This window comes from Fodinibius halophilus, assembly GCF_011059105.1.
GTDB lineage: Bacteria > Bacteroidota > Rhodothermia > Balneolales > Balneolaceae > Fodinibius > Fodinibius halophilus.
In genome coordinates, this window is the sequence record NZ_JAALLS010000005.1 from 98,255 (window position 1) to 117,231 (window position 18,977).

The 18,977-nt window shown below is 43.7% G+C and carries 12 protein-coding genes; 6 read left to right on the top strand and 6 right to left on the bottom strand.

Annotation, left to right across the window (positions count from 1 at the left end; all coding sequences use genetic code 11):
• The first annotated feature begins 69 nt into the window (after positions 1-69).
• Both G3569_RS05545 and G3569_RS05550 read left to right on the top strand, forming a co-directional pair.
• On the top strand, positions 70-1,398 hold the full coding sequence (locus tag G3569_RS05545) for an FAD-dependent oxidoreductase (RefSeq protein ID WP_165266898.1): 1,329 nt from the start codon (positions 70-72) through the stop codon (positions 1,396-1,398).
• Positions 1,395-1,697, top strand: a complete 303-nt coding sequence (locus tag G3569_RS05550) for a ferredoxin family protein (RefSeq protein WP_165266900.1) — start codon at positions 1,395-1,397, stop codon at positions 1,695-1,697. The genes G3569_RS05545 and G3569_RS05550 overlap by 4 nt, the downstream gene beginning before the upstream one ends.
• 666 nt (positions 1,698-2,363) lie before the next feature.
• Here the strand turns inward: G3569_RS05550 and G3569_RS05555 are convergent.
• The gene (locus G3569_RS05555; RefSeq protein ID WP_165266902.1) at positions 2,364-2,711 is read right to left on the bottom strand and encodes a carboxypeptidase regulatory-like domain-containing protein; all 348 of its coding nucleotides are present in this window, start codon (positions 2,709-2,711) and stop codon (positions 2,364-2,366) included.
• A 281-nt stretch (positions 2,712-2,992) separates the two neighbouring features.
• On the opposite strand from G3569_RS05555, the gene G3569_RS05560 reads away from it, so the two are divergent.
• Complete coding sequence (locus tag G3569_RS05560; protein ID WP_165266904.1) at positions 2,993-4,177, top strand: acyl-CoA dehydrogenase family protein; 1,185 nt, start codon at positions 2,993-2,995, stop codon at positions 4,175-4,177.
• Positions 4,178-4,320: 143 nt separating this feature from the next.
• A complete protein-coding gene (locus G3569_RS05565) occupies positions 4,321-5,538 on the top strand; it encodes an acyl-CoA dehydrogenase (protein ID WP_165266906.1) in 1,218 nt (405 codons plus the stop codon).
• 239 nt (positions 5,539-5,777) lie between these two features.
• Here the strand turns inward: G3569_RS05565 and G3569_RS05570 are convergent, their stop codons facing one another.
• The 5 genes from G3569_RS05570 to G3569_RS05590 form a co-directional block, all read right to left on the bottom strand.
• Positions 5,778-6,086, bottom strand: coding sequence for a GIY-YIG nuclease family protein (locus G3569_RS05570; protein WP_165266908.1), 309 nt, complete (start codon positions 6,084-6,086; stop codon positions 5,778-5,780).
• Positions 6,087-6,391: 305 nt separating this feature from the next.
• A complete protein-coding gene (rfbB, locus tag G3569_RS05575; protein WP_165266910.1) occupies positions 6,392-7,399 on the bottom strand; it encodes a dTDP-glucose 4,6-dehydratase in 1,008 nt (335 codons plus the stop codon).
• Positions 7,400-7,945: a dTDP-4-dehydrorhamnose 3,5-epimerase gene (rfbC, locus tag G3569_RS05580; protein ID WP_165266912.1), complete on the bottom strand. Its 546-nt coding sequence runs from the start codon at positions 7,943-7,945 to the stop codon at positions 7,400-7,402. It lies immediately after the preceding gene.
• Between the two features lie 44 nt (positions 7,946-7,989).
• Positions 7,990-8,865 (bottom strand): dTDP-4-dehydrorhamnose reductase, encoded by an 876-nt coding sequence (gene rfbD / locus G3569_RS05585; protein WP_165266914.1) that lies wholly within the window; start codon positions 8,863-8,865, stop codon positions 7,990-7,992.
• Positions 8,862-9,572, bottom strand: coding sequence for a sugar phosphate nucleotidyltransferase (locus G3569_RS05590; protein WP_165266916.1), 711 nt, complete (start codon positions 9,570-9,572; stop codon positions 8,862-8,864). Before G3569_RS05590 ends, rfbD begins: the two co-directional genes overlap by 4 nt.
• A gap of 247 nt (positions 9,573-9,819) precedes the next feature.
• On the opposite strand from G3569_RS05590, the gene G3569_RS05595 reads away from it, so the two are divergent.
• Together G3569_RS05595 and G3569_RS05600 are read left to right on the top strand one after the other, a co-directional pair.
• The gene (locus tag G3569_RS05595; protein WP_165266918.1) at positions 9,820-13,461 is read left to right on the top strand and encodes a DUF8693 domain-containing protein; all 3,642 of its coding nucleotides are present in this window, start codon (positions 9,820-9,822) and stop codon (positions 13,459-13,461) included.
• Between the two features lie 319 nt (positions 13,462-13,780).
• Positions 13,781-18,922, top strand: a complete 5,142-nt coding sequence (locus G3569_RS05600) for an invasin domain 3-containing protein (protein WP_165266920.1) — start codon at positions 13,781-13,783, stop codon at positions 18,920-18,922.
• Positions 18,923-18,977: the final 55 nt, after the last annotated feature.

The following is an 18,977-nucleotide window of genomic DNA, read 5'->3' on the forward strand; positions in this document are numbered from 1 at the left end:
GAAAATATTTCTCTCTACTGCGTACGCTGTTTGTATTTAATATCAGACTGTATCTAAAACTTAATTATTATGATGGACGAAAAGTTTGATTGTATTATTGTGGGAGCAGGTATTGCCGGCTTGGCAGCTGCGATGACGCTGGCCCGCAATAACATGAAGTTTCTACTTATCGAAAAAGGGGAATTTGCCGGGTCTAAAAATGTCTCCGGTGGCGTGCTCTGGGGACATGACCTCGCAAAGCTCGTTCCCGAATATTGGAAAGAGGAAGACGGAGGCTGGGAACGCTTTATCAACCACCGCCGCCTTACCTTCATGGACGACCAATCAACCTTTTCGGTCGATTTCAAATCATCTCACTTTAATGAACCTCCCTATTCCGGGGTTGTTGTGCTGCGTTCTAAATTCGATCGCTGGCTGGCCGGTAAGGTTCAGGAAGAGATCGACAAGAGCGATTATGCCATGGAATCGTTCATTGCTACCAATATCAAGGTGGATGAAATCCTGATGGAAGATGACAAAGCCGTGGGCATCCGTACGGGAGAAGAAGAGTTTCATGCCCACAGTGTCATCATTTCTGAAGGCGTCAACAATCTTCTGACCCGCCAGGTTGGCCTGCAGGATGATTATGTACCTGCCGACCATATGCTTACGGGCATTAAGGAAGTCATACGCTTTGATCAAAAGGTGCTGGAAGATCGCTTCCAACTCAATGGTCTCAGCGGTATGTCCAATGAGTTTGTGGGCTATGCCACCGACGGTGTTGAAGGCGGCGGTTTTCTCTACACCAACCGCGACACTATTTCGCTGGGATTGGTGGCCGGTATTAAAGATATGCGCGAAAAACAGAAAAGCCCCCATGATATACTCAACACTTTTAAAAGCCACCCGGTGATACAAGACACCATCAAAGGAGGCGAAGTTGTTGAATACTCGGCCCATGTGGTTTCTTCCGGTGATAAACGGGTCATGCCAAAAGAACTTTATAAGGATGGCGTTTTAATCTGTGGGGAGGCTGCTAACCTGTTAATGAATGCCGGCAAGGCAATACAAGGAATGGACTACGCCATGCGATCGGGAATCCTGGGAGCCGAAACCATCGTTAAAGCTAAGGAGCGCGACGATTATACCAGCAATACGCTTAAAGAGTATAAGCAGGCACTGGCTAAAAGCTATGTGATGAAGGATATTAATAATTTCCAGGATGCCGTGCATATGCTACACAATCCAAAGATGTTTAAAGATGTGCCGAACCTGATCTGCGACTTCGGACGCAAGTTCTTTACCATCGACAATGAGCCTACGAAGAAGTCACGTGAGATGATGGCCGAATCAATCAAAGAACACTCTTCGTACTGGGATCTGATCAAAATAGGACTTAAAGGAGCAAAATCATTATGAAACTACTCGATCTACCAAAACGCTTGGGCTTAGTTAGTTATCGCAACCAGGCTAAGTCAGAAATTAAGCCTCATATTAAAGTTGATACGGATATCTGTAACTCTACCTGTCCGCATAAGTGTACCACCTATGTGTGTCCGGCGAACTGCTATACTATGGATGATGAGGGCAAAGTGCATTTCCAGGTTGAAGACTGTATTGAATGTGGCACCTGTATGTATGCCTGTGACCAAGGGGCAGTAGACTGGAATTACCCGGATCCAGAGATTGGTCGTGGCGTCACCTGGAACTTTGGATAATATCTATCACGAGGTCGCAACGCAGAGCATTGCGACCAGATTAGGTAATTAAATAGTTTATCTGACTCCTACGCTCTGTGGTGGAACCAGTAAAAAAGATTGTAGATCGAGATAGCATCTCGATCTACGTACCTAATATTTAATATCATCGCCCCCACTAGCTATTATAAATAGACAATCTGGTTCCGATGGTCTACGCCGGTATCGGTACCCTTATCTCGTTCTTATGCCTTGTTCAACGAAGCTTTAGCATAGTTGGGCTCTGCGTCGGAACCAACGAAACCAATGTCATCCTGAACTTGTTTCAGGATCTCATTGAATAAGTTCGCGTAATATCTATAGTTCCAACGCTCTACGTTGGAACCAGAAACAATGTACACCTCATATATCCCTCTCCTTTGCTTTCTCAACAATTCACTTTATTTAATCCAAAGATTCTGAGTTTTATATCATTGCGACCAGATTAACATTTTAAAACCTAGCAGATAAATGAATTGATCGAGATGGCATCTCGATTTACATATTTTTTAATATCATTCCAGCCCCAACTAGCTATTATAAACAACCTAGTTCCGACGCAGAGCCTTGGAACCAGAGTCGCTTCAAAATAAAAAGGCTACCCTCCCGGGCAGCCTTTCTAACTTTAATAATATTTAAGAACTCGTCTTACTCTTTCTGTGGTTTTAGCTTAATCATAAGCTGTTTACCTTCTGCTGTTACATTCACTTCCTTCTCCCATTTCTGGTATCCGTCCGCTTCAATAACAACAGTATAATTACCGGCCTCGAGGGATTTAAACGCATACATGCCTTTATCTCCGGTAGTGGCTTTCTGATCGGCTCCTTGTAGCGTTACTTCAACACCGGAAAGAGCTTGACCGGTCGCTTTATCTACGACTTTACCATAGAGCTTACCATTTGCTTTTTCCTGAGCTGAAGCTTGATTACTAATCAACCCTACTCCTAAAACTAACATAAGCGCTGAAAAGAGAACTTTTTTCTTGAATAAATACATATCGTCTCTATAATTTTTTAATTAATCCTAATTAATGTTGTGAGCGGTTAATTTTGCTCATCAACGTTCAACAATACATACCAGAGACCTCTGTTTTTTGTTCCTCCTTCAACACTCTGTAATCCCTGTTTCATGTACTTCCCAACCTAAACTGTGCGACAAAAGCTTTTGTTATAAGGTCACCTTACTGCCGGCCAAGCCAAACACTATTAAGGCACAATTGTTTGCTGAAAAATTTTTATCTTTATGAAAAATTCCCAACCTATCATTGATATCATCTTATGAGCACCGACGTATTACAGAAGTCATCCGGCCTAAATTTTGAACTCTCCGAACAGCAGCAACTTATCAGAGACAGTATCAAAGATTTTGTAGAACGACATGTTGCCCCGAGTGTAAAAAAGCGAGATGCAAATAAGGAATTTCCCCACGATATCGTTAAAATGCTTGCTGAGCAAGGCTTTATGGGGATGGTTCACCCCGAAAAATATGGGGGCGGCGGCGTAGGACATGTCAGCTTTTGCCTGGCTATCGAAGAAATTGCCCGTTGGGATGCCTCCTTGGCCCTCACCGTAGCTTCGCATACCTCCCTGGGATCCGGACATATTGCCCTGGCAGCTAATGAATCCCAAAAAGAACAGTATTTAACCCCTTTGGCCAAAGGAGAAAAGTTAGGCGCATGGTGCTTAACCGAACCGGGTTCAGGAAGTGACGCTTCGGGGATGAAAACTACAGCGATAAAAAAAGATAACCACTGGGTACTGAATGGTACCAAGATATTTATTACCCAAGGATCGGTTGGAGATGTCTATGTGGTGCTCGCCAAAACGGATCCCGATAAGGGAACCAAAGGCATTAGTGCTTTTATTGTAGAAGGAGATTGGGATGGCGTACAGCCCGGTAAAGGGATGGAAAAGCTGGGAATGAAATCCAGTGATACTACGGAAGTGGTTTTTGAAGATGTGAAAGTGCCGGAAGAAAACCTGTTGGGCGAACTGGGTAAAGGATTTGTTGATACTATGAAAGTGCTTGACGGCGGACGTATTGGTATTGGGGCGCTCTCCGTTGGTATCGCTCGAGGAGCTCTTGAGGAATCAATGAAATACTCAGGAGAACGAAAACAGTTTGGCTCGCCTATCGGTGACTTCCAGGCTATTGAAACCAAACTGGCTAATATGGCTACCGAAATTGATGCAGCTCGCATGTTGGTCCACCGGGCTGCATGGCTCAAAGATCAGGGTAAGCCTTTTACCCAGGCCGTATCCAAAGCAAAACTTTTTGCTTCTGAACTTTCGGTTCGTGCTGCCAACGAGGCCGTTCAAATTCACGGGGGCTACGGCTATATCAAAGAATATCACGCAGAACGCCTTTTACGTGATGCCAAACTTATGACTATTGGCGAAGGCACCTCTGAGGTACAGCGGATGATTATTGCCCGTGAACTTAAAAAAGAGTTTTGGGGATAAAGATTATATATGAATAGTTATTGAATTTCATCCAGCATTAATTCCTGAAAATCATTAACTGTTCACCAAACTTCATTTACATTTATTGGCTAAGCACTTACCTTAGCTAAAAGAAAAAATGCACACAGAAAATTATTACCTCTATGGCCAGTAACAGCTTTAATATTGACGACCCTTTCCTTTTTGAATCTGAGCTCGGTGAAGATGATCGCATGATCATGGAAACTGCTCGTGAGTATGCTCAGTCTAAGCTTGAACCAAGGGCACTAAAAGGGAACCAGGAAGAATATTTTGATCCTGAAATTGCTAAAGAGATGGGCGACCTGGGACTGCTGGGTTCTTATCTTGATCCCAAGTATGGCGGAACCGGAGCCAGCCAAACCGCTTATGGACTCATCGCCCGAGAAGTGGAACGTGTTGACTCGGGTTACCGCTCTTTTATGTCGGTACAGTCTTCGCTGGTTATGCTGCCCATTAATGAGTTTGGTACAGAAGAACAAAAGGAACGGTTTCTGCCAAAATTAGCAACCGGTGAACTCATCGGGTGTTTCGGACTTACCGAACCTGATCACGGTTCAGATCCCGGATCCATGAGTACGACCGCAGTAAAAACAGACGGCGGCTGGATTCTCAATGGGGCTAAAATGTGGATCACCAACTCTCCTATTGCTGATGTGGGTATTGTCTGGGCAAAGGCTAAAGAAAGCAAAGATGATGACGGTGAAATTCGAGGCTTTATTGTAGAAAAAGATATGGACGGCTACAGCGCGCCGGCTACCAAACATAAAATGTCGCTCCGTGCTTCTGAAACCGGCGAAATGGTTTTTGAAGATGTATTTGTTCCCGATGAAAATGCATTCCCTGATATCCGCGGACTCAAAGGGCCTTTTACCTGCCTCAATAGTGCGCGTTATGGTATTGCCTGGGGAACAGTGGGTGCTGCTGAGTTTTGCTATCAGAAAGCTCGTCAATATGTGGGGGAACGCAAGCAGTTCGGACACCCTATTGCGGCTAATCAGCTTCCGCAAACAAAGCTGGCTAATATGCTGACCGATATCACCCAGATGCAACTACTGGCATGGAGGTTGGGTAAACTTAAAGATGAAGGCCGTTCTCATCACTCAATGGTATCGCTGGCCAAGCGTAATAACTGCGGTACGGCTCTTAAGATTGCCCGTATTGCTCGCGATATGCATGGCGCTAACGGTATCACCGGTGAATACCGGGTTATTCACCACGTAATGAACCTGGAATCCGTTAATACCTATGAAGGCACTTACGATATTCACGGCCTGATCTTGGGACGAGAAATTACCGATATCCAGGCTTTTGTACCGCGCGGTAATAACCTGCCGGAATAACTGCAGATGTAATTTAAGTCTTCTAGTATTTGCTATCCCCTGCCAGGGCTCTAAACCCTGGTGGGGTTTTTATTTCTTACCCCTCCTACTTGGAGCTCGGGTGGATTCGAATTGACAAGCCTGTTCCAAGGGGTGAGAAGAGATCCTGAAACAAGTTCAGGATGACATGAAATATAGTTACGAGTGTAGCGCTCGACTCATAAATCGAGCAAGGAAATAGCAACTTCTTAACTAGTGATTTAAGATAAGTTCTTCCATAGATTATTAAGAGTTGGGTTTTTACTCTTAATTAAATTTAACTTCCAAGATCGGTGCCAGTTTTTTAGTTGCTTTTCGCGAGCAATTGCTTCATTAATATTTGGGTACTTTTCATAATACAAGAGAATAGTACAATTATATTTGATAGTAAATTTTGAGCCCTGCCCATACTTGTGCTCAATTATTCTTTTATCTAATGTGCTACTAACTCCGATATATAAAACTGATTTCGACTTGTTTGTAAGAATATATACATAACCACACTTCCCTGATGAGTTTTTGTAGCCCATAAAATTATGTCTTTTAGAAGTAAGACTAATTTATGAGCTAAACCTTACAAATATAATCTATATGTCATCCTGAACCATGTACTGAGCTTGTCGAAGTATCTCTTTCAGGATCTCCGTCAATGTAAAATGAGAGACAAAAAACGGTAGCAACAGACCACAAAATACCGAATTAGATATCACGGGAGGCAAAATACGCTCTGTCTACCAACCAGCTAATAAATTGTAAGCCCCTATCGGTCCTCCGGGGATACCTCCTAGCTGCTTCTTAATCACCTAATCACTCAGGTTCTCAATTAGCTAATGTACTAGTCACTGTATCGCTCAATATACCACTGCACGGTCTCGCGCAGGCGCTCCTCAAAAGAGTGTTTTTTCTGCCAACCAAGCTCCTCTTTAATTTTTGAAGCATCAATCGCATAGCGGAAATCGTGACCGGGACGATCTTTTACGAACGTAATCAAGCTTTTAAAATCATCTGACGGAGCCTCCCCGACCTCTTCATTCAAGATATCGCAGATCTTCTTAACTAAATCGATATTTTTCCACTCGTTATCTCCGCCTACGATATAGGTTTCACCTGAACGACCATCCCGAAAAACGAGATCCAGGGCTGCACAATGGTCTCGAACATACAACCAATCCCGAACATTTTCCCCTTTGCCATAAACGGGTATATCATCATGATTCAAAGCCGTACGAATAACCGTTGGGATCAATTTCTCATCATGCTGGTGGGGACCAAAGTTATTGGAACAATTGGTCGTTACCACATTCATCCCGTAGGTATGATAGTAAGACCGGATAATAAAGTCACTGCCTGCCTTTGATGCAGAATAAGGAGAGTTCGGCGCATAAGCCGTCTCTTCCGAAAAAGCCCCTTCATCACCCAGCTCTCCATACACTTCATCGGTAGACACATGAAGAAATCTGTTTTGCTTCCAAGAGTTTTCATCTTCCTGCCACAACTGTCGGCACTCTTCCAATAAATTAAAAGTGCCCAGCACATTCGATTTAATGAAAGGCTCGGGTCCTTTTATCGAATTATCGACATGCGATTCAGCTGCCAGGTGGAAAACCGCTTCAGGCTTAAACTCTCTTACTACCTCTCTTACTGCATCACGATCAACAATATCTATTTTCTTAAATGTATAGCGATCTGAATCGCTGATAGCCGACAAATAAGTCAAGTCGGAAGCATAACTCAATTTATCGATATTCAAAAAATGACAGTTCGGATACTTTTCATGCAAATACAGCAATAGGTTAGACCCAATAAACCCGGCTCCTCCTGTAACAAGAATACGTTTATTCATTTAAAAGAGATCTTTATTTGCAATTTCTTTGAACCTCGGCTGATGCTGATCCTTCTCAGAAATCACAGGGTCATCAACCTGCCAATCGATATCGAGCTCAGGATCAGCCCAATAAAGGCCACGTTCTCCATCAGGAAAATAATAGTCGCTACACTTATAATAAACGAGTGCGTCTTCAGATAATACTGAAAATCCGTGAGCAAAACCCTTGGGGATAAAAAGCTGATTTTTAGCCTCACTGGAAAGCTCTGTGGCCGTGTACTCCCCAAAAGTATCAGAATCGCGCCGTAAATCAACGGCTACATCCAGGATTCTTCCTTGCATCACCATGATAAGCTTATCCTGCTGCTGTTCAATCTGGTAATGCAATCCCCGAACCGTACCCTGCTGAGATTTCGAAAGGTTATCCTGTACAAAATTTAGCTCTAATCCATGGGCTTTTAACAGTTCCTCGCGATAGGTTTCAAGAAAAAAACCTCGTTCATCCCGGTACACCTCAGGTTGCAAAAGCAGTACATCTGGGATCTTAGTTGCCGTAATCTTCATTCAATAATGCTTAGAATTGTTTAGTACTCTAGTTAATGTATCACCTATTTCACATCAAGCTGTTTCAGCAGCGAAGTAAGCCCCTCTTTCCAGTCTACCGGCTCCGATCCAAGTTCGTCTGCCAATTTTTGAGTATTCAGCTTTGAAAAAGAAGGACGCTCAGCTTCGGTAGCAAATACCGATGAGTCAACTGCCTCCAGGGTAATATCGATCTCGCTTAAGGTAAAAATTGTTTGGGCGAATTCGTACCAATTTATCAAACCCTTGGAACAGAGATGATAGGTACCTTTGGTATCCTTTTTCAAAAGAGCCAAACTTTTTTTTACGACCTCTTCCGTAAAGGTCGGGCTCCCCCACTGATCATCCACAACTTGTAGGCTGTCGCGTTCCTCCGCCAGTTTAAGCATCGTCTTCACAAAATTGCTCCCAAACTGTCCGCACAGCCAGGACACGCGAATAATCAGGTGATTTGCGGTAGTATTTCGAATAGCCTGCTCCCCCTCCCACTTTGTCTTGCCATACCAGTTTATGGGATCTGCGGGATGGTCCTCCGGATATCCCCGTGGACACTCCTGCTTATCAAGCTGAGAGCCCGGAAATACATAATCTGTAGAATAATGCACCAGTTTAAATTCCAACTGCTGGCTTAATTCCGCCAAATACAGCACAGCTTCCACATTAATTTTTTGAGCTTGTTTTCGATGTTTCTCAGCCCCATCAACATCGGTGTAGGCGGCACAATTGACTACCACATCCGGCTTTTGTTTCCTAAGCTCATCCGATACCTCCCGGTAGTGTGTAATATCAAGTTGAGAAGAAGTATAGCTTAATAGTTCGATATCATCAGTTTCATTCTGTGCTAAAAAGCTTTGCCACTCTTTGCCCAGCTGCCCGGTAGCTCCCAACAATAATAATTTCATGCTGTACTACTGCTTACAAGTTTATTAGCTCTCTTATATGACTTCGGCGTGCCGGCATCAGTCCACCAACCCTCCATTACAGAAAAGCGCATTTTATCTTCCTGGATATAATGATTATTGACATCGGTAATCTCCAGCTCTCCCCTGTCGGAAGGCTCCAAGGTGCGAATATAGTCAAAAACTTGAGCATCATACATATACATCCCGGTCACTGCTAAATTGCTCTTCGGCTGGTCCGGTTTTTCTTCGATGCCAATAATTTTATCTCCATCTACTTCAGCGACCCCAAACCGCTCTGGGTCTTCTACTTCTTTTAACAAGATCTGTGCCCCTTGCCCCGGATAAGAATTCACTGCTTCTTCCAGCGAAGTTTGAAAAATATTATCCCCTAAAATAACCGTCATACTGTCATCTCCTACAAAGTTTTCAGCCAACCCTAAAGCCTGGGCAATACCGCCTGCCTCATCTTGCACCTTATAGGTAAAACGACAACCAAAATCTTTGCCAGACCCCAAGAGGGTTACCACATCTCCCATGTGTTCGGTACCGGTAACAATCAGGATTTCATCAATCCCGACCCCCGTTAACTTTTCGATAGGGTAGTATATCATCGGCTTATTACCAATCGGTAATAAGTGTTTATTAGTAACCTTTGTGAGTGGATATAAACGGGAACCCGTGCCGCCAGCCAGTATAATGCCTTTCATTAAAGTATACCTAAGTTCATTAAGTTTTATTTAAATGTTCCGATAAGATGAATACTAATGATATTATTACCGTTTTAAAAAGTAGATTGACAAATTATTATTGAGATTTCTTAACAAAACCGCTGCTCAAAAACTCCAACAAGAGCTATACTCACATTTAATGCCCCATCTAACAATGGGCCCATATATCCGGAGCAACTACAGGTTTTGCAAAATCTTCTAAGAGATTATTAAATACCAACAAGATATGATCCATTCACTAAAAGACCGAAATATATTCCTTGTGGTCTTTATTGGAGGATTGCTCTGTCTTTTTTCGACCCAAACATTTGCCCAAAGCAAAACATGGGTTGGAACAACTGATGCCGATTGGCATAACCCTAATAACTGGAGCCCTTCCGGTGTACCATCCAGTAGTGCATCTGTGACTATTGAGCCCAATGGCGGAAATCCCTTTCCGGTTATCTCAAATTCTGATGTAACTGTAGCCGACATCCAAATATCGAACTACAGCGGAGGGCAGCTTACCGTTAACAATAATCAAACACTTACCATCACGAACGGCCTTGAAATAATATCCGGGGGAACTCTTTTTATTGAAAGCGGCGGCACGGTGCATCTAAGCGGCGGGGCCTTTTCAATGGATTACAGTAATACTCTGATCGATATCTCTACCGGTAGTTTTATCAGTGATGTTGATGTTACTATTAAAGGTAACGGCCTTAATGCAGGATCAGGAACTGTAACCTTTAATGGCAATTTTAATCTGCCAACCAGCAAAGTATTTAACACCGAAACAGCTGATGTCACTATAGCAGGTGTTTCAGAAATAAACGGTACCTATAACGGAGATGACGGGGACACCGTTTTTGATAATGATGTAGAGGTACGAAGCGGTGGAGTTATTAACCTCGATACCGGTACCATTACCTTTAACGGGCAGGGCTATGTTCGCAGTAACGGAACCCTTAATATGGGAAGTGGCACCGTTAACGTGAATACAAACTTAACGGCCGAAAGCAATGGTAACATCCATGTTGATGACGGAACCCTTAATGTGCAGGGAAATGCTAACTTTCAAAGCAACGGGAATTTATCAATTGATACGGGAACTGTAAACGTAACCGGCGATGCCTCTCTTGAAAGTGGCGGAGATTTTGATCTCAACACCGGCTCGTTCAACGTAGGGGGCGATGCCTCTTTTACCAATGGAGGTACTGTTAACGCCGGTGGTTCCGATATGAACCTGGAAGGGGACATAACAGTTCAGAGTGGTGGCGACTTTAATGCTGATACCAGTACGGTTGTTTTTAGTGGCGACTCTACGCAAACCATTAATACCAACGGGAATGACCTTAACTTTTATGATGTAGTGGTCGATTCCGGTTCAACGCTACAAACCGACGGCTCTTCAGAAAATACGATTACGATTGAAAATGACTTAACCATTGAAGAAGATGGCACTTTAATCGTAAATGATGACGACAATATTGACGTACAGGGGGACTTGAACAATAACGGTACTATTGACAGCGGCGACCCTTTTGTATACGAAATAACAACCCCCTCACTAACAGAAGTCCTGGTAGCGTACGACCAGAAAATGGATCCCACGACCTCAACCAACACTTCTAATTATTCCATCAATAAAGGGATCTCAATAACCAATGCTACCCTCAATGCGTCCGACTCTACCGTAACCTTAACAGTCACCCCTCAACTCACTGAAAATACCGAGTATACGCTTACCATAAATGATGTAGAGTCAGCTGACGGTGAAAAAATATCGCAGGACCATGTAAAACGTTTTACGGTCCTTATTGATATAACATATTACAGCAGAACAACCGGCCAATGGGATGCCCCCAACTCATGGTCTACCGACAGCCATACCGGACCGGCAGCCTCCAGCATACCCAATGCCCAGAACGGAGAAAAAGCAATTATTGGAAATAACCATACCATTACGCTGGGTTCTACGCAGGATATCAGTAACCTGGAGCAACTGGTGATAAACAGCACCGGCAATTTTCATATTGCCAGTGGCGATACCCTTATCACGAAGAATTTTGTGGTCGAGGGGGATGGCACCTTTGCACTCCAAAACGGGGGAACCTTACAAATAGGTGCCTCCGACGGTATTACTGCAGTTGGAAATAATAAAGGCAATATTCAAACCGGTACCCGACAATTTAATAATGCCGCAAATTATATTTATGACGGCAACAGTTTACAGCACACCGGGTCCGGGCTACCCCAAAATATTAATGATCTTCGTATCAATAACAGTTCAGGAGTGATCGCCACCGGAAATATTCAAACCAATGGCACCCTCTACCTGGAAAATGGTACACTTACCATTCCATCGGGACAAGGTATAATTGCAAACACCAAATCGATACAGAGTGGCAATTTAAAATTCACCCGTATTCTTTCGGGATCTCGAGGCTGGCGTATGCTTAGCTCACCAGTGGCAACCAATTATAATAACTTATTGGACGGCCTCATCACTCAAGGATATAATGGAGCACATTATGATGCTTCTACCGCCCCTTATGATACTTTGCAACCTAATGTATTGTACTATGATGAAACCCATCAGGGGACCGATAACCAGCGGTGGCGAGTCCCCAGCTCGGCCTCAACTTCGGTACCCTCAGGCTTGGGGCATAACGTATACCTTTTTGGGGATGTCTTTGGGGATAGTCGTTACAATGATACCCTCCCGGATACGATCTCTGTTGTTGGACAAGAAAATGAAGGAACCGGAAATAAAGTGAACCTCAATATCACACACACGGCCGCTGCAGATACCGGATGGAACTTGGTCGGAAATCCTTATGGGGCCTCTATAGACTGGGACAACAGTAGCGGATGGACGAAAACCAACGTGGATCAAACCATCTATGTATGGGATGCCAACTCCAGCTCATATAAAACCTGGAATGGTACAACCGGAAGCCTGGGAAATGGGCTCATCCCTCCTTTTCAGGCTTTTTGGATAAAAGCCAATGCTGATAATCCCGAACTTACCGTCACCCAGGATGCTAAAACTTTCGGGGGCAATTTTGTAGGCAAAGTGCCCGGTAGCGCTCCCCCCACTATAGAAATTGCATTGCAGCGCAATGGCACTAAAAACAGTATCCATTTCAGCTTTCACGAAAATGCACGAGTTGGAAAAGATCAGCTAGACGGATACTATCTGCAACCGCCCCCTGAAATTGGAACCTATTCAAAACTTTTCTCCATTGGTCGTAATCATAAGCAATTTTCAATCAATGCCTTGCCACTCAATTTTGGGGTCCCAATCGAAATTCCAATCAGTGCTGCTGTTTTCAAAAAAGGTCAAAAGGTTTCAAAAACAGTATCACTGAATATCGCCGAGGTTAAAGAATTACCCTATAGTTGGTCTGTCACCCTAATTGATCGTAAAACTGGCAAAGAGATCCCCCCTCAAAAAGGATTTACATATCAATTTCGCACCCCGGGTGCTCCTGCAAAGGCTAATACAGCAGATGAACAGATCCTCGAAAAAGAGTATCACATAATAGGCGAATCGGACCCCGCCAAAGCCCGATTTGCACTTCGTATCGACCCGGGCACAGCTGCTTCAGGACTCCCCAAGAAAATTGATCTCAAGCAAAACTACCCTAATCCCTTTAACCCGGAAACAACCATTCGGTTCACCCTGCCTATCCAAAATAAAGCTACGCTGGAAATCTATGATATCCTGGGTCGTAAAGTAGCTACTATCTTCAATGACAAATCATTCCAGGCCGGTTTACATAGTATCAATTGGGATGCTTCAAAAGTCGCAAGTGGCACATATATTTACAGACTAATAGTAGAGGACCGAGTCATCACTAAAAAAATGACTCTCATCAAATAATAGACGGTCTCACGCAACTATTATTTGAAATCTATCCAATCTAATAGAGTTTTTATTACGTAACTTTAATGAGAGTCAATGGGCCACTAACCCCAGCGCAGGCAATCTGTTAGTGTCTATTTGACAAAAATTTGGAAGCCATACCCAAATGCAGGCTGTATTCAATTAAAAAATTTTAATTGAATAGTAAAGCTTTTACATTACTGGTGTATAATAGTGCTAAAGGGTTACTAAATAATTACTTCCAGACGGCTTAATAAGAAGAAAGGTATTTGTAGGAAAGCCATTGAAAAAAAAAGGTTACATATTATGTATAACTATGGGTATCCTATTTTTGGGATTTTCTCCATTAAGGGCTCAGACTGCTGATGTCATTAAAGCATCAGGGGCTACCGAACTCTCAATTGATTCGGTTGCCACTCAAGGATTCACATCTATTGACGGACCCACAATTCGTGAAACGGTTTCCGGTCAACTGGCCGCGGGAGGAACTATTGCCTTAACTCTACCCGACGGTTTTGTATGGAACACTGGTTTAACCGGTAGTGACATAACTATCACTATTGAACCAACCGGAGCAGCCAATACGAAACTTCAGGTAGGTTTCACCTCCATCACCTCTTCGGCTGCAACATTTACCGTCGATCGCCAAAGCACCACTAATGGAAATGGTCAAGGCCCCGGCCGGGTAGAAATACAGGGTCTGCAACTACGACCAGACACCTTGGCTGTACCTTTTGAAAAACAGATTACTAATACCGGGTCTACCGGTCCCGATAAAAACTACGGTAATCTTAGTACAGCGGTTGGAGCTATTTCTCAGGTCAGTGTAGAAACTGCTTCTGATGGCAGCGGGCAAGTAGTCCCAAGCCAAGATATACTGGCCGGTGATTCATTTACTGTATATGCTATCGGTCGAGATGTGGGAGATAATTTCGTAGAAAACGTTAGTCTTGCAAATACCAGTGACTGGTCATTGGTTGGTGGTAACGGGAATATTCCCCAAACAGCCATCACCTCATCAAATGACCGTAAAAGTGCCACTTTTTCTTCTCAAACAACCGGTACCACCAAAATAAAAGCTGTATACAGCGAAGTTACCAATGTCACTTCTGATCTCATTACTATGCTCCCTCGACCTACTGATGCCGTTACCATCAATACTCAACCCTCTGGCACTGCCACTGCCGGCTCTGCGTTCAGTACCGCTCCAGTCATATATTTGCGCGACCAGTTCGGAAACAAAGTAACCACTGACAACAGTACACAGGTTACCGCAAGCATCGCTTCGGGTAATGGAACGCTATCCGGTACGCTCACGCGAACAGTTTCCGCTGGAGAAATTACGTTTACCGGACTGTCTGCTAATATTGCTAATACCATCACCTTGCAGTTTTCAAGTAGCGGGATAACATCTGCTACTTCTAACGCTATCGTTATTGAACCGGCAGCCGCATCCAACCTAACATACATTCAACAACCCACCAATACGGCTGAAAATAAAACCATTGATCCTCCGGTAGAGGTACAGCTATTAGATTCCTTTGGAAATAAAGTTCCACAAAGCGGAGTATCAGTAACTATCGGAAGCGAACCCTATTGGCACAACAGCACACTTTCAACCACCACAGATGGCAGTGGTATTGCTACTTTTAATGACCTAAACGTTGCCAATAAAACGGCTCCTGATACCGTACAACTTACAACCGATTTTTCCAACTCTTCGCCTGTTAGCAGTGACCCATTCACGATAATCAGTAAAAATGCCTTAGCCAAGTATAGCATTAAAACCACCTCCGATACCGATATCGGCACCCAACAAGCCGGAACGCCCTTTACCGTCAGGATTACAGCTCTTAACGGAAATGATAATCCCTTTACCTTTTCGGCGGATAGCACGCTTACCATTACTGCCGATAATACGTTGGAAGGCGACAGTTCTAATGTCACTATTTTAAATGGAAATAGCAGTATAGATACAACCCTGACATTTACTTCCACAGGAAGTACCCGTCTTTATGCTGATTCGAGTGAAACTATTTTTGGACGCAGTAACACCTTCAACGTTACTCCATCCGATTCAATTGATACAAATACAACCATTGTATCAGCAGATCCAGGCCAAATCACCGCTGACGGCAGTAGTAACGCTACCATCACCGTACAGATAAAAGATGAATTTGGAAACAATCTTGTAAGCGGCGGCGATACCGTTCAGTTGACAACTGATGCCGGCACCTTTAATGGCGGTGTACAAACAATCACAGCAAATGATAATGGTGATGGGACCTATAGCGCCGTTCTAACCGCTCCTACCACTGCCGGCACCACTGCTAATATAAATGCCACTGTAAATGGCCGATCAATTTCTGACCAAGCGGCTGTATCATTCGAAGCGGGAGAAATAACCGGATTTTCGTTTCAACTACCTCAAAATAGTGGTAGTCCTGCGACACAAACAGCAGGTGTCCCTTTTGATATTGATGTCAATGCCATCGATGCCAACGGTAACACTGTACCGGATTTCAATGGTTCGGTTACCTTTACCACTAACTCCAGCCTTACTACAGGTGGGACAGCCACTTTTTCAAACGGTCAGTTACTAAACCATTCGTTGACCCTTACAAAAGCTGATTCTAATGTTACAATTACGGCAACAGCTGATAACCTATATAACATTACAGGCACAAGTGCGAGCTTTATAATTCAGCCGAACAGTCCGGATGCTTCTAAATCCACATTGGTAGCTACGCCAAATGTTCTGCAAAATGATAACTCTTTTGAAACGGTCATTGCTGTTATACTCAATGACACCTACAATAATCGGGTTTACCAACAGCAAACGGTATCTCTAAATCTTACTCAGCTTGAAGAAAACAACAGCAGTTCTCCCGATGGAGTCGCAGAAGCTTCCCTGGCGAATGGGTCTAACATTCCTTTTAATAATTCAAAAGCGGTATATAGAGATACGCTTACGGCTACCACAACTATTGAAATTGTAGAAATTACGGGCGCCTTTGGTAACTCCCCTTCTACAACTATTGCCCAAACAGATACTGTTGATATTGTAGTCCCTAATACCTGGACGGCTGGCGCCGGGGGGCCCAGTGGCAATCGCACTGATTGGACCAACCCTGAAAATTGGTCCCAAAACCAGGTCCCTGACAGTACCGACTTTGTTATTATACCAAACATCAGTGACCTACCTATACTAGATTTAAATATTGATGTAGGCAGCCTCGAAATTCAATCAGGGGTTTCCCTAATCTTATTTGGAGGCAACGCCATTACCTTATCAGGCAACCTTAACATAGACGGAACGCTTGATATTGAAGATAACACCGAAATTGCCGTTGGTGGTGATTTTTTAGGCTCCGGCTCGTTTTCGGCCGGGCAATCTACCGATATTCTAATAGATGGCGATATTTATGTCCCCAGCTTCTTAGCCCGTACCTCCGGCTCACATATTACTCTGGCGGGTAGTACCCCACAGGTTATTTCATCCGCTAATATTCTTACCCAAAACCTGAATATCCAAAATGATGTCAATGTTAATTCGGCTAACGATCTAATTGACACCTCGGTATTAACTATCAATAGTGGTAAAACACTTGAACTTAACACCGGTGCAAATGATACACTCGATGTTTCCCAAGAAATAACAGGCGATGGAACTCTTCTCATCAATGACAATGCCATCGTCATGAGCGGAAACTTTAACCTACAAGATATAGATGCTTCACAAGGCACCGTTATTTTTGGGGTCCGCCCGGGCCAAGATCCCAGCAGCTCATCGCTGTCTGAACAACAGGTTTCGAATTTGGATCAGATGAAAAATGCGATAGTCAATAACAACTTTGGGGTCGAAACATTTGCTGATGTTGTTGTCGATGGTACCCTTACTCTGGAAAACGGCCCCCTTACTATCAGTTCGGGAAAAAGCCTGATTGCTCCAAACCAGGTGTACAACAACGGTAATTTAAAATTACAGCGGACCATAAGTTCACAACAGGGCTGGCTCATGATAAGCGCTCCCATCAATACCGATTTTACCGACTTTTTCTCGGGCTCAGACACACTTACTGTTCAGGGCATAACCGGATCTACATACCCTAGCCGACAACCAAACCTGCTCTACTATAACGAAACTATCCCGGGTACCGACAACCAGCGCTGGCGTGCTCCTTCTTCAATGAGCAGCTCGATACAAGATCCTGACTCTACAGGCCGAGGTTTCTTCTTCTATGTATTCGGAGATGTATCAAGCGACACTGATTATAATGATACACTTCCAGTAACACTGGAAGTCAGCGGCCAAGAGTATAAACATGCAAACAGCTCTTTCAACTTTAGCTCAGTAACATATACTGCAGCCGCAGATACCGGGTGGAACTTGGTAGGCAACCCCTGGGCCGCTACCCTGGACTGGGATGCTGCGGGCTGGACAAAAACCAATATTGACAATGCGGTTTATGTTTGGGATCCATCTACGAATAGCTATTTAACCTGGAACGGCATAGATGGTTCACTTAACGATGGACTTATCAAACCATTTCAGGCATTTTGGATTAAAGCCAATGGTGAGAGTCCCGTATTATCCATCGATAAATCAGTTAAAACTACGGGCGGAAACTACCATGGCAAATCTAAAAAGAAACCCGCTTCCATCGGTTTTCTTCTAGAGACGGATAGTCTTTCTAATGAAATGCATCTGACGTTAACCTCCGATGGGAGTCAAGGGTATGATCCCCGCGATGCCTACCGCCTGTTGCCCTTTAATACCGATACCTATCTTGAATTCTATACTACCCTTGAGGACGGAACTGAACTTGCTATCAATAACCTGGCCCGTAGTTTTGGCAAATCGGTTACGATACCACTTCACCTAGGAGGATATAAGAATGGAACACCCATTAATGGAGAGTATACGATATCTTGGCCCAACTTCGGTAAGGTTCCCGAGGCTTGGACCATAAAACTCATAGACCGTGAAAAGGATAAAAAGATTGATCTCCGAAAAAACACCTTTTACAGCTTCGACCTGTCTCAATCAAAAAAGAAAACCGTCTCAAAAAACACCCTAGAAAACTTCCGACTTACCAAAAAGTCTCCTGCTAAAAATAAAATGAAAAATGGATCCGGAGACAGCCGGTTTGCAATCCGAATAGAACCCGGTGCTGATGGTGCAGGTATCCCTGATGAGTACTCACTGGGTATAAACTATCCCAATCCATTTAGCGAATGGACCAAAATAAAATATAATACCCCTGTAGAAGGCAAAGTAAAACTACTCATTTATGACATCCTTGGCAGACGCGTAAAAACCCTCCTCAATGAACGCCGCAAAGCTGCCTACCACGAACTAAAATGGACACCAACTCAACTTGCCAGCGGGGTCTATATTTGTGTAATGCGGGCCGGCGGAAAACAGTTTACCAAGAAGCTGACATACTTCAAGTAGCATCAATATTAAAATTAACAAATAGTTATTAACTAATTATAACTATTTAGCAGGG

Bases quoted from the DNA above. Each gene is read 5' to 3' on its own strand.
- G3569_RS05545 (WP_165266898.1), top strand. From the start codon at position 70: ATGATGGACGAAAAGTTTGATTGTATTATTGTGGGAGCAGGTATTGCC.
- G3569_RS05550 (WP_165266900.1), top strand. From the start codon at position 1,395: ATGAAACTACTCGATCTACCAAAACGCTTGGGCTTAGTTAGTTATCGC.
- G3569_RS05555 (WP_165266902.1), bottom strand. From the start codon at position 2,711: ATGTATTTATTCAAGAAAAAAGTTCTCTTTTCAGCGCTTATGTTAGTT.
- G3569_RS05560 (WP_165266904.1), top strand. From the start codon at position 2,993: ATGAGCACCGACGTATTACAGAAGTCATCCGGCCTAAATTTTGAACTC.
- G3569_RS05565 (WP_165266906.1), top strand. From the start codon at position 4,321: ATGGCCAGTAACAGCTTTAATATTGACGACCCTTTCCTTTTTGAATCT.
- G3569_RS05570 (WP_165266908.1), bottom strand. From the start codon at position 6,086: ATGGGCTACAAAAACTCATCAGGGAAGTGTGGTTATGTATATATTCTT.
- rfbB (WP_165266910.1), bottom strand. From the start codon at position 7,399: ATGAATAAACGTATTCTTGTTACAGGAGGAGCCGGGTTTATTGGGTCT.
- rfbC (WP_165266912.1), bottom strand. From the start codon at position 7,945: ATGAAGATTACGGCAACTAAGATCCCAGATGTACTGCTTTTGCAACCT.
- rfbD (WP_165266914.1), bottom strand. From the start codon at position 8,865: ATGAAATTATTATTGTTGGGAGCTACCGGGCAGCTGGGCAAAGAGTGG.
- G3569_RS05590 (WP_165266916.1), bottom strand. From the start codon at position 9,572: ATGAAAGGCATTATACTGGCTGGCGGCACGGGTTCCCGTTTATATCCA.
- G3569_RS05595 (WP_165266918.1), top strand. From the start codon at position 9,820: ATGATCCATTCACTAAAAGACCGAAATATATTCCTTGTGGTCTTTATT.
- G3569_RS05600 (WP_165266920.1), top strand. From the start codon at position 13,781: ATGGGTATCCTATTTTTGGGATTTTCTCCATTAAGGGCTCAGACTGCT.